The sequence below is a fragment of the Streptomyces sp. NPDC127068 genome (assembly GCF_042724695.1).
Classification (GTDB): Bacteria; Actinomycetota; Actinomycetes; order Streptomycetales; family Streptomycetaceae; genus Streptomyces.
Genome location: NZ_JBHXEN010000048.1, coordinates 1 through 11,732, shown reverse-complemented (window position 1 = coordinate 11,732; position 11,732 = coordinate 1). Strand labels below are relative to the sequence as shown.

The 11,732-nt window shown below is 71.8% G+C and carries 9 protein-coding genes; 3 read left to right on the top strand and 6 right to left on the bottom strand.

The window, feature by feature from the left end; genetic code table 11:
- Positions 1 to 186 precede the first annotated feature (186 nt).
- The 6 genes from ACFWIA_RS26330 to ACFWIA_RS26305 all read right to left on the bottom strand — a co-directional run bounded on the left by ACFWIA_RS26330 (position 187) and on the right by ACFWIA_RS26305 (position 7,305).
- Complete coding sequence (locus tag ACFWIA_RS26330; RefSeq protein WP_387009176.1) at positions 187 to 804, bottom strand: hypothetical protein; 618 nt, start codon at positions 802 to 804, stop codon at positions 187 to 189.
- On the bottom strand, positions 801 to 2,864 hold the full coding sequence (locus ACFWIA_RS26325; RefSeq protein ID WP_387009274.1) for a SulP family inorganic anion transporter: 2,064 nt from the start codon (positions 2,862 to 2,864) through the stop codon (positions 801 to 803). The genes ACFWIA_RS26330 and ACFWIA_RS26325 overlap by 4 nt, the downstream gene beginning before the upstream one ends.
- A gap of 532 nt (positions 2,865 to 3,396) precedes the next feature.
- Entirely contained in the window at positions 3,397 to 3,999 is a 603-nt protein-coding gene (locus ACFWIA_RS26320; protein ID WP_387009174.1) for a carbonic anhydrase, read from the bottom strand.
- Positions 4,000 to 4,617: 618 nt separating this feature from the next.
- The gene (locus tag ACFWIA_RS26315; protein WP_385492005.1) at positions 4,618 to 5,277 is read right to left on the bottom strand and encodes a response regulator transcription factor; all 660 of its coding nucleotides are present in this window, start codon (positions 5,275 to 5,277) and stop codon (positions 4,618 to 4,620) included.
- The gene (locus ACFWIA_RS26310; protein WP_387009272.1) at positions 5,180 to 6,769 is read right to left on the bottom strand and encodes an ATP-binding protein; all 1,590 of its coding nucleotides are present in this window, start codon (positions 6,767 to 6,769) and stop codon (positions 5,180 to 5,182) included. Before ACFWIA_RS26310 ends, ACFWIA_RS26315 begins: the two co-directional genes overlap by 98 nt.
- Before the next feature lie 47 nt (positions 6,770 to 6,816).
- Complete coding sequence (locus ACFWIA_RS26305; protein WP_387009172.1) at positions 6,817 to 7,305, bottom strand: hypothetical protein; 489 nt, start codon at positions 7,303 to 7,305, stop codon at positions 6,817 to 6,819.
- A 537-nt stretch (positions 7,306 to 7,842) separates the two neighbouring features.
- Here ACFWIA_RS26305 and ACFWIA_RS26300 point away from each other — a divergent pair.
- From ACFWIA_RS26300 to ACFWIA_RS26290, 3 genes are all read left to right on the top strand, one after another.
- Positions 7,843 to 8,862, top strand: a complete 1,020-nt coding sequence (locus ACFWIA_RS26300) for a DUF5954 family protein (protein ID WP_387009170.1) — start codon at positions 7,843 to 7,845, stop codon at positions 8,860 to 8,862.
- 492 nt (positions 8,863 to 9,354) lie between these two features.
- Positions 9,355 to 10,206, top strand: a complete 852-nt coding sequence (locus ACFWIA_RS26295; RefSeq protein ID WP_387009168.1) for a helix-turn-helix domain-containing protein — start codon at positions 9,355 to 9,357, stop codon at positions 10,204 to 10,206.
- Between the two features lie 210 nt (positions 10,207 to 10,416).
- The gene (locus ACFWIA_RS26290; RefSeq protein ID WP_387009167.1) at positions 10,417 to 11,568 is read left to right on the top strand and encodes an iron-siderophore ABC transporter substrate-binding protein; all 1,152 of its coding nucleotides are present in this window, start codon (positions 10,417 to 10,419) and stop codon (positions 11,566 to 11,568) included.
- Positions 11,569 to 11,732 lie beyond the last annotated feature (164 nt).

Below are 11,732 nucleotides of genomic sequence, written 5' to 3'. Positions count from 1 at the left end.
CGCTGGGGGGGGCCCCCCCAACACCCCCGGGGTTTTCCCCCCGGCCGGGGGGGGGGGGGGGCCCGGCCCGGGGGGGCCGCCGGGGGGCCCCCCCCCCCCCGGGGCCCGGGGGGGGCCCCGCCCCGCGCCGGTCGGTCGGCGGTGTCCGACCGGCAGGGATGGGCACTTGAGCGGAGGAGGGTCCGCTCAACCCCCTCGTGCCGCTTTGGCTTCGGCTTCCGCCGCTGCCCTGCGGGCCTCCAACCGGGCGGTGGCCCCGGCGCGGTCCCGGGTCGGCAACCCGGTCGCACCGCGATCGCCGGCTGCGCCGGCCGGGCCGGTCGTGGCCGGATCGGTTGCCGCCGGACCGGTGGCGGCCGGTCCGGCGGCGGTCTCGGTGAGGAACCGCTCCGCGCCCGTGGGGTGCGCAGCGTCCTCGCCCGGGGCCGCCGGCACGGCGGTGGGCCGAACGGCCCCGGGGTGGTGCGCTCCACGAGCACAGTGCGGGTGTCCCCCCGGGTGTCCCCCCGGGGCGGTCGCCTCGTGGTGGGGGTGCGCCGAGCGGACCGACTGGCCCCGGTCCGCGTCGGCCGGGTGGGCGGGCACCGGGTGGGGGGTGGTGGAACGGGTGTACGCGTGGGAGTGCGTCGTGCGGTCAGCGGGGGACGGAATGCCGTTCAGCGGAGCGCGGGACGTGTCCTCGGCCTTCAGGTCGGGCCGGAGCTCCGGGCAGTCCTCGTCCTGACAGGCGGTCAGGAAGGTGTGCAGGGAACGGAGCAGCTGGAACAGGCCGTCTTCTTCGTCGGCCGTCAGCCTCAGTTTCATCGTCGGCTCCCCTCGCCGTGGGTCGGGGCGACCCACTCGCCGTTCGGGTCCCCGTAGGCGCCCGGAGCAGGCTCCGGGTAGACCGGCTGCTGGCCGGTGGCGTCGTGCGGCTGGTACTGCGGACCGGCCGGGTACGGCTGCGGCGGGTAGGCCTGCTGCGGGTACGGGTACGGCTGGTAGTGCGGGTGCGGATAGTGCAGGTGGTGGTGCACCTGTCCCGGGTGCGTTGCGTAGCCCGGCTGGGTCTGCGCGGGGTGCACCTGCCCCGGGTGGTACTGCGGGTGGTGTCCGGGGTGGGTGTGCTGGGGGTGCGGGCGGGCGTACCCGCCGGCGTGCGTGGATTGGCCGTGCGGGTGGCCCTGAGTCGTGGAGTGCTGGTACGCGGCCTCCTGGTAGGGCCGGGAGCGCTCGTGCGTCGGGGGCAGGGTGTCCGTGAAGTCCGAGGCGGACGGTGCGGGGTGGGTCCCCGGATGGGCGCCCGGTCCGACGTTCTCGCCCACGCCGGCTCCGACCCCGTTCCCGGTTCCGGGCAGCTCCGCGGTGACCTCCACCGGGGTCTGCTGGTCGAGAGTTCCGCTCATCTCGGGCTCGTCGAACCCGGCGGCTGCGTCGACGTCCTCGGCGTCCTTGGCGCCCTTGGCATCGGGCAACCGCACGTCCACGTGCAGGGCGCCCGCCTTCTTGCGCTGCTCGCCCCACTCCTCGATCTGGCTGCGGCAGGCGAGGTCCAGGTGCGACAGCTTGGTGGCGTCCACGTGCACCCGCGGCAGGTGGGAGATGGCCTCCAGCGCCTCGATCAGCCGGGGCAGGCGCAGGAAGGTCGCGTTGCCGCGCAGCTCCAGCCGGCCGGTGTCGCCCTTGATGGTCTCCTTGATGCTCATGTGCGACATCCGCAGCGCCACCAGGACCACGGCGACCGCGAGCCCGGCGAGCACGCCTTCCAGCAGGTTGGCGAAGAAGATGGCGGCCGTCGTGATGATCATGACGATGCCCTCGCCGCGGTCCGTCTTCCACATCTTGACGAACGCGGGCGGGTTGAAGAGCTTCCAGCCCGCGTGCAGCAGCACACCGGCGAGCACCGCGATCGGGATGAGGCCCAGCAGACCGGGCAGCAGCAGACCGAAGCCGAGCAGCCAGACACCGTGCAGGATGCGGGAGAGCTTGGTCTTGGCACCCGCGTTCACATTGGCCGCGCTGCGCACGATCACGGCGGTCAGCGGCATGGCGCCGACCAGGCCGGAGGCCGCGTTGCCGACGCCCTGGGCGAACAGTTCCTGGTTGTACTTGGTCCGCGGGCCCGTGTGCATCCGGTCCACGGCCGCCGCGCTGAACAGCGACTCCGCCGAGGCGATCACCGTGAAGGTGATGATCATGATGAGGACGTCGGGGGCGAAGAGGTGGCCGAGCGCATCGGGCGTGGGGAAGGAGATGGCCTCGATCATGTTGCCGAACTCGACCTTCTTGACGTCGAATCCGGGCATCACGCCCACGACGCAGCCCAGGACCACCGCGATCAGCGGGGCCGGGACCTTGTTCAGCGGGGCGGGCATCTTGTACCAGACGAAGCACAGCACGATGGCCATCAGGCCCAGCACCAGCGCCGCGACCTTCTGCGGGTTGCCCGCGACGGCCGTGGCCAGGTCGCCGAGGCCGCCCACGTTCTTCATCGGCGTGCCGAGCTGCTTGGAGTCCACCAGCGCGTAGATCTGGCTGAGGATCAGCGGCAGGCCGATGCCGGCGAGCATGCCCTGGACCACCGAGAGGGAGATGGACTGGAACAGCCCGCCCGCCTTCAGCACGCCCAGCGCCATCTGGATGAGGCCGCTCATGAGCACCACCGGGCCGAGCAGCTCGACGCCGTGTTCGGTGGTGAACTCCAGGACCAGGACGGCCAGGCCCGCCGCGGGGCCGGACACCTGGAGGGAACTACCGGGCAGGAAGCCCACGATCAGACCACCGATGATGCCGGTGATGATGCCGAGGGCGGGTGCGACGCCCGATGCCGCCGCGACACCGATGCAGAGGGGGAGCGCGACGAGGAAGACGACGATCGACGCCATGATGTCGGTGCCGAGCGCGTCCTTCATGGAAGGCTCCGCGTTCGACATCTTGGGACCGCTACCGCTGCTCTGGGTGGAGCCGGGGTTGGAGTCGGGACTCCGTCGCGCGTGGCGTCCCGTACCTCCTGCGCGTATTCGGTCAGTTGACACAGCGATCGTTCCTTTCACCGCATCCGGCCGGCCGGTCCGGTGCGCCATGGGGGGAGCGCGGGGCCGACGACCAGGTGCGTCCGTGGGGGGTTGGGTGAGGGAACGGGACCCGTGGGGGAAGGGGTCCCGGGGACCGGCTCTCGGGCCGGTTCACGAAGTGCCCCTGCGAGGGGTTGTCGCAGGTGTCCGGTACGGGACGGCGCGTCCGCACGTGAGTGCTGTCCGGGCCGTCCGCACGGGGCGTGGTCCGTCCCGTACCGGTGCGGGGCGCGGGAGCCCCGCCGGAGCCGAGCCGCATCCGGGGTCCTGACGGGCGGACGGGGACCTGAGCCCTGGCCCCGCGCCTCGTCCGTCGGGCCCCTGGACCGGCCCGGCTCCGAGCTCAGTGACGGTGGAAGGCGCCGTCGTTCTCGTCGAGTTCGTGGATCTCGGCGGTGTCCACGCGGTAGAACCAGCCGTGCAGCCTCAGCCGCCCGTCCGCCACGGCCGTGTGCACCTCGGGGTAGCCGCGCAGGGTCTCCAGCTGGGAGACGATGTGGGTCTGCACGAAGTTCGACAGCGTCGGGTCCTCGGGCGGGCTGCCGAGGATCGGGGCCAGCCCGGGACGGGCGAAGGACACCCACTCCGCCACGCTCGGCAGGGCGGTGAGGTCCTGCTCCTGGGCGACCGCGGCGATGGCGCCGCAGTGCGAGTGCCCGCAGACGATGATGTCCTGCACCCGCAGCACGTCCACCGCGTACTGGACGGTGGCCGCCTCACCGGACTGCCGCCCGGGCCGGTACGGGGGGATGATGTTGCCCGCGTTGCGCAGTTCGAAGACCTCGCCCGGCGCGGAGCCCATGATGAGCGAGGGCACGATCCGCGAGTCGGAACAGGTGATGAAGAGGGTCCCGGGACTCTGACCGGCGGCGAATTGCCGGTACATCTCGCTCTCCGGCGCGACACGCTGTTGGAAGGTGCGTGCGTTGTCGAGAAGTTTCTTCATGGGGTGCTCCTGGCTGAACCAGTGGTCGCAGCCTGTGAAAGGCTATGGCCACTGCGGGAGTTGAGACATCCGGGGGTGGATGTCTTGGCCCGGAAGCATGCGGGTAGGTGATGAGTCACCCGTGAGATCGCCGTGAGAGACCTCTCACCGGGCCGACAACGTTGTCAGAGCGGGTGTCCGCCCAGGTGAGTGGGCACGGACATGGGCTGTCCGATGCTGTGCGGTGACGGTGGATTCGGGGCGGTCCGCCGGCCGGAACGCGGTGCTCGCGGGGGTCGCACGCCCCTCGGGGCGACCGTGGGTGAGCCGGTGCGGACCGCGTACGGACCGCGTGCGGTCCGGGGGGCGGTGCGTCGACGGTGCGTCGGCGGACGGGGCCCCTGCCGGGGTCTCCGGGAGGGGCCGCTCCGGTCCGCCGTGACGTGACGGGGAATCACGTTCCGGTAGGTGCGAGGGGTACCGGACCCGGGCGGTGCCGGGTCCCGGTGACGTGAGGGACGGGCCCTTCGGGGGTGGGGTTCGGGCCCTGGTGGGGGTGGAGGTACAGGGGGGTGGTGCAGGGGGGTAGGGGGGTGCGGCGGGACGGGGTCCGGCGCGGGGGTGGTGGTCCGGGCTCGGTCAGGCCCGCAACCGGTAGCCCACGCCGCGTACCGTCTCCACCCGGTCGGGGCCGAGCTTGCGGCGCACGTAGCGTACGTACACGTCGACGATGTTCGATCCGGGGTCGTAGTCGAACCCCCAGACACGGCTGAGGAGTTGTTCCCGGGTGAGCACCTGGTCCGGGTTGCGCATGAACACCTCCGTCAGCGCGAACTCCCGGGCGGAAAGCTCCGCGACCCGTCCGTTCACATGGACCCGTCGGGTGCGCAGGTCCAGGACGAGGTCGCCGGCCCGCAGCAGCGAACCCTCGGGTCCGCCCTCCGCCCGCAGCCGCAGCCGCACCCGGGCGAGCAGCTCCTCGAAGGCGAACGGCTTGGAGACGTAGTCGTCGGCGCCGCCCTCCAGTCCCGCGACGACGTCGGAGACGCTGTCGCGGGCGGTGAGGATCACCACGGGCAGGGTCACCCGTAGTTCGCGCAGTTTCCGCAGCACGGTCAGTCCGTCCACCGCGGGCAGCCCGAGGTCCAGGATCATCAGGTCGCAGTTGCCCGCCCTGGCCTGTTCGTAGGCGGACAGTCCGTCACCCACCACGGAGGTAGCGAACCCATATCCCCTTAAGCCTCTTTCCACGAAAGAGGCGATTCCCGCCTCGTCCTCCGCTATGAGAATCCGGTGCATGGTGTCCTTCCTCCCAGGGGTAGTAGGCCGGCAGATCCAGCACGAAGCGGGCGCCGCCGGTCTGGGCGTCCTCCACCCAGGCGGTGCCGCCGTGTGCTTCGGCGATCTCCCGGACGATGGCGAGCCCGAGCCCGATGCCCGTGCCCGCCCGACCGGAACCCGACTTGCCCGCCGCGCCGATCAGATTGGCCTGGGCGAACCTGTTGAAGATCCGTTCCTTGTCCATCGGTCCGACACCCGGCCCGGTGTCCCGGACCCACAACAGCACCCGGTCGTCCCGGATGGTGGACCCCATCTCGATGAGATCACCGTCCAGAGTGTGCCGTACGGCGTTCGCGGCCAGTTGGATCAGGGCCTGGGTGAGCCGCTGACCGTCCACCAGCACGGTCTCCTCGGAGACCGCGGCGACCCGCCAGTGCCGGCTGCCGAGCGCCCGGGCCTTGGCGACGACGTCCACGATGAGATCGGTGAGGTTGGTCTCACCCATCGTGAGGAAGTCGGGTCGTTCCGCCTTGGCGAGGGTGAGGAGGTCGTCCACGATCCGGCTCATCCGGTCGAGCTCGTCCAGGACCAGGGCCCGGGTGGCGGCCCGGTCCTCCGGTCCTAGTTCGCGGGGGCCGCCGTTCCAGGGCGACCAGGCGTCGAGCACCGGCACCTGGCCCTCCCAGGCGGTTCCACCGCGGACGCCGCCCGCGGTGACGCCGTCCATCAGCTCCAGGTGTCCGCGCACCACCGTGATGGGGGTGCGCAGTTCGTGGCCGACCTCGTCGAGGAACCGGCGTTGCGCGGTGAACGCCTGCTCCAGTCGGTCCAGCATCCGGTTGAAGGTGTGGGCGAGGGCGGCGACGTCGTCGTGCCCGGCCACGTTCAGTCGCTGGGTCAGGTCGGACTCGCTGATCCGCGCGGCGGTCTGGCGGACCAACCGGACCGGTGCGAGCACCCGTCCGGCGACCAGCCAACTGGCCAGGCCCGCGAAGACGAGTGCGCCGAGCCCGGTGGCCAACAGCATCTTCGCCAGCCGCCGTTGCTCGGACAGCTGTCGGTCGCGGAATTCGAGCAGGACGAGCCGGATGTCCCGGGTGTCCCCGGCGACCCGGACCGGCACCACGCCGTAGCGGACCCGGCCCTTCGAGGTGTCCAGCCAGCCCGTCTGGGTCTTGGCCCCGCTGAGCGCGGCCAGTTTGCTGACCACCTCCGGCTTGTTGTCCAACCGCAGCGGCGGGTCCTTCGGGCTGCGCCGATCGGCCCGGCCGTCGACGATGCTGAAGAACGTCTCGTCCCGGTTGGGGAGGTTGACCGTCATGAACCGCATCAGCAGCACCGAACCGTCGGTGTACTTCTGCCCGTTCTGGTCACGTTGCTTCGCGAAGTGACGGAGGTTCTCGACCTCGCGCTGCAACTGGTCGTCGAGCTTCGCGTCGAGCTGGGCCTGCCAGACGACGATGAGGCCGACGGTGGGTGCCGCGATCGCGGCACCCACCAGGAGCATCATCCAGCCCACGATCCTCGACCGGGCGCTGGCGGTGTGCCTACGCACTCCTAGTCGTCGCCTCCTTCCTCTCTCTCGCCGATGCTCACGTCATCGTTCTCGTCGCTGTCGCCACGGCCCTCGTCCTCGTCGTCCTCGCTCCGGTCATCGTCGGGGAACGGGGGTCTGTTGGCGCTGTGCGGTGGGGTGGGGGTGGGTACGGGGCGTCCACCGGGCGGTCCGGTGGACGAGGGGCTCGATCCGGGACTGTTCCCCGGGGGGAACGGCACCGCTGTCGGGAGCGAGGACGCGCTGGGGGTGGCCCTCACCCCCGTGTTGCTGCGGTCGGGTAGGGGGGTCTTCGGGCCCTGGGGGGATATGGGGGGCGGCGAGACCGTCTGCGAAGGGGCGACATCGCTGGCTTCGGGTCCACTCACGTCGATCACGGGCCCCAGGTCAAGGGGCTCGCTTCCATCGACGAGGGCCCGCCCGGCCACCATGCCGGCACCCGCGAGGGCTGCCACCACCGTGATCGCCAGATTGGCCTTCCTGAGTCTCATAGGGAGAGTGTCCAGTCCAATCAAACAGGTGACGGAAAAGAGGAGAGGATTCTCATGTCGTATGCGGCTGAAGTGGACTTTGGGTCATCCGGGCAGTGAGTTTCGGTCGTTGTCGGCAAGGTTTTCGGCTCCGCAACGCCCGGGCGCACGACCTGTGCTGCCAGGAGATACGTGGTGAGCGAGGTATCTGTTCAGTAGGGGCGCGTAGGGGCGCGCGGGGGGTGCAAGGGGCGGACGTGGACCGTGTCCACCTGGGAGGACGGGGGGAGTCGGGCGGGGAATTTGCCGGGAATCGGGGGGTTCTCGGGGCCCGGTGTGAGAGAGGGCTCACCCGTTGTTCGAGCCCGACATGAGAGCGCCTCCGGAGCCCCGGACCCGCCGCGCTCCGGGCGTTCCCACGCGCCACCCCCCGTGCGCCGGAGCGGGGGTTAGGCCCGCGCCCCCGGGCTGACGTGCGAAGACGAGCACGAGACGAACAAGTCCGGTCAGTTGCGCCGATATGGTCGGTGGTCCCGCCGGCTTCACCACAATGTGCGCATGGGTGACGACTGGAAGCGACAGCTCGACCGGGTGCACGAGGGCCTGGTCCAACGGGACGACCCCGCCGAGTGGGTCACCGAGGCGGATGCGGTGGAGGCGTCCTACCGCTACCCGCACCTGCTCCTGCGGGGGCCGGTGTTCGGGCTCGCCGTGCAGGAACCCGACGGCGAGCGGCGGTGGAGCGTGCTCAAGCCGGTGGTCGCGGGCCGCCCGCAGGAAGTCCGGGACTCGCTCAACTCCCATCTGTGGTTCACGGCCAAGGACGACACCGACGACCCCGCCGCACGGCGTGAACTCCTCGCCGCGGTCGCGGTGCTGGAGCGCGAGCCGGTCAACGAGGTGACGGCGCTGGGGCGTCGCTACCGGGTCGTCCGCGGGGACGAGTTCGCCCGGGGCGGCGCCGAAGGGCTGGAGCCCCCGCGGTCCACCGACCCCGAACCCGCGGACCGTTCCTGGGAGTTCCTGAAGGACGGCACCCCGCTGCCCGAGGTGGGCACCGCGCTCGACCCCGCACGGGAGCGGGGGCTCATGGCCGAGGCCCTGAAGCTGGCCCTGCGGGACTTCTGCTACCAGGGGACGTCCTTCTCCCGGCGGATGCGCGAGGACAGCGCCCGGGCCGTGCGGACCCATCCCGAGGTGGCGCTGCTCCCGGTCGGGTTCTGCGTGGCCGAGCGGCAGGGCGAGCGGTGGCGGCCCCGGGGCGCGCTGGCGCCGACCCCGCACGACGCGCGTCGGCTCCTGTTCGACGCGCTGAGGGACTTCTGGCCGCGGGCGCTGGGGCTCGACGAGCGGCGGACGGCCGCTTACGCGCGGGCCGCGGAGCGGTTTCGGGCGGCGGCCCGGGCGGACGAGGTGCGGGTCGGGGGTGAGCACTTCCGGGTGTGCCGGATCGAGCGGATGGTTCGGTGGGGGGTGGACGGGCCCGAGGGGCCTCGGTCCTCCGATGCGGATGCGTACGGGCCTGAGCGGATGCATCCCCGGATGGACGAGGACGGGACCGTCCACGTCGACGAGTAGCTCGGGCTGTTGCTGCGGGTGGCGTCGCGCGGTGCGTTGTCCCGTGCGGGTGCGCGGTTGTTTTGCGCAGTTCCTCGCGCCCCTTGGGGGTGGCTCCTGCGGTGGGTGTTCGGCTGCGGGTGCGTTGGGGTTCCTCGCGCGGTTCCTCGCGCCCCTTGGGTGCGTGCATTTGGCGGTGTGCGGTCCTGGGCGGGTGCGCGGTTGTTTTGCGCAGTTCCTCGCGCCCCTTGGGGGTGGCTCCTGCGGTGGGTGCTCGGCTGCGGGTGCGTTGGGGTTCCTCGCGCGGTTCCTCGCGCCCCTTGGGTGCGTGCACCTGGCGGTGTGCGGTCCTGGGCGGGTGCCGCGTCTCGGGGGTGGGGGAGGAGTGCCCCGAAAGGGGCGCGGGGAACTGCGCAACAGTGGAGCGCACCTGTGCTGGACAACGGAGGCCCACGAACAAGGGCATCGCACCCGTGGCGGAATCCGTACGATTACTTAGGTTAACCTAAGTTCATGCCGGTTGCTGCAATCTCAGGACGCCCGTGGGGCGAACCGCCCACCGGGCCCCCGCTCCGCTGGTCCGACCCAGCGGTCGGCGGCGCCGAGGTGCCGCCGCCCTACCTCCTGACCACCGCCGTGTTCGACGGGAACGAGCCGAACGGCTCGGCCCGCCCCGGCGTGCACACCCACACCGACGCCCTCCTCGTCTGGCCGCACAGCGGCTCGATGACCCTGTGGACCCCCGCCACCGTGCGCCGACTCGTGCCCGGCCAGGGCGTCTGGGTGCCACCCGGCACCCCGCACGCCGCCGCCTCCGACCCCGGCAGCGTCGCCTGCTACACGTACGTGACCCGGTCCGCCGCGCCCCGCGACTGGTCGGCGCCGCGCGCACTGCGGGTCGGGCGGGCGCTCCAGGAGATGCTGCTCCACCTCGACGCCACCGCGATGGACGACGACCTGCGGCTGCGCACCCAGCGGGTCGTGCTGGAGCACCTCCAGGACGACCCGCTGCCCACCCTCGACGTACCGGTCCCCGAGGACTGGCGCATCCGGTCCCTCGCCCACGACGTGCTGGGCGACCCGGACAGCGATCTGTCGCTGGAGGACCTCGCCGCCCGCCACGGGCTGAGCGTGCGGACGGTCACCCGCGCCTTCGCCCAGGACATCGGGATGCCGTTCACCCGCTGGCGCGCCCTGGTGCGGATGTCCGCCGCGATCACCCTGCTCAGTCAGGGGCAGCCGGTGAACCTCGTCGCGCACCGCTGCGGCTACTCCACGACCAGCGCCTTCAGCGCCGCCTTCCGGCGGGTCACCGGGAGCAGTCCCACCGAGTACCTGCGGGCCCTGCCCGCCTCCGCCTCCTGACCCCCCGATCGACGGGTGGCCGATTCGCGACGCACCCTGGCCGTCGCGCGACGCCCGACGGCCGTCCGGTTCCCTAGCGTGGAGCGAAGTGAGGGTTGCCTAACTTGAGGTGCGCGGAGCCGTAGGCACGCGTGTCGCACCGCGGCGTTCGGCTTTCACCATCCCGCCCGTCGTCGTGCCGCCCCGCGGTGCGCAGTACCGAGGAGAAGCATGTCCCTGCCCACGGCCGAACCGAAGGCCGCCCCCGCCGCCCGCCGCCGCGGGGCGTGGACCCGCGTCGCGGGGCTGGCGTTCGCCGCCGCGCTCGTCCTGACCGGTTGCGGAGGCGGTACGACGGATTCCGGCGGCGGCACCGACGCGGAAGCCGGGAAGAAGGACAAGGCCGCCGCGGGCTCCGCCGCCTTCCCGGTGACCATCAAGCACGCCCACGGCAGCACCGAGATCACCGAGAAGCCCCAGCGGGTCGTCGCCCTGAGCTGGATGTCCCCGGACGTCGTCGCCGCGCTCGGCGTCGTCCCCGTCGGCGTCGACGAGCAGTGGGGCGGCGACAAGGAGGGCCACACCCCCTGGTTCCGCACCCAGGTCGAGAAGCTCGGCGGGAAGATGCCCGAGGTCCTCAAGCAGGGCGACTCCGGCGAACTCGACTTCGAGCAGATCCTCTCCCTCGAACCCGACCTGATCGTCGGCCTCTACTCGGGCCTCAGCGACGTCGACTACAAGCGCCTCAACGAGATCGCGCCCACCCTGCCGTACCTGAAGAAGCCCTGGGACGGCGGCACCTGGCAGAGCATGACCCAGACCATCGGCAAGGCGCTCGGCGAGAACGAGAAGGCCGAGGAACTCGTCACCGACGTGGAGGGGCAGCTCGCCGACGTCGCCCGGGACAACCCGGAGTTCAAGGACACCACCTTCGCCTACGGCCTCGGCCTGGCCCCCGGCTCCACCGAACTGGGCCTCTACCTGAACTACGACCCGCGGGTCCGGCTGCTCACCGAGATGGGCTTCAAGAACACCCCCTCGATGCAGAAGATCGCCGACACCGCCAAGGGCACCAACTGGTACGGCGGGATCAGCCTGGAGAAGCTGGACACCGTCGAGGCCGACGTCTTCGTGGCCTGGGCCAACGGTGACGGCGAGGTCAAGCACAGCCTCAAGGACCCGCTGTTCACCCGCTGGGAGCCGATCAAGGCCAAGCGCTACGCCTTCGTCCAGGACCCGACCCTCGGCATGGCGACCAGCGGTCCGAGCGTGCTGTCCATCCCCTGGGCCATCGAGCGCTACGTGCCGATGCTGGCCGACGCGGTCGCCGGCAAGGGAGTGAAGGGCGTCCCCGAGAAGGCCCCCGCCGGCAACGGTTCCTGACCCGTACCCCGCCCCCACCCACGAGGACCCACCCCGTGACGATCACCTCACCCCCCGGTGGGACGGCCCCCGCCCGCGCGGGGGTGGCGTCGGGGGCCCCCCCCCCGGGGGGGCCCCCCGGCCGCCCCCCCCCGCCGCGGGCCGGGCGGCGTGGCCGGGGGCGG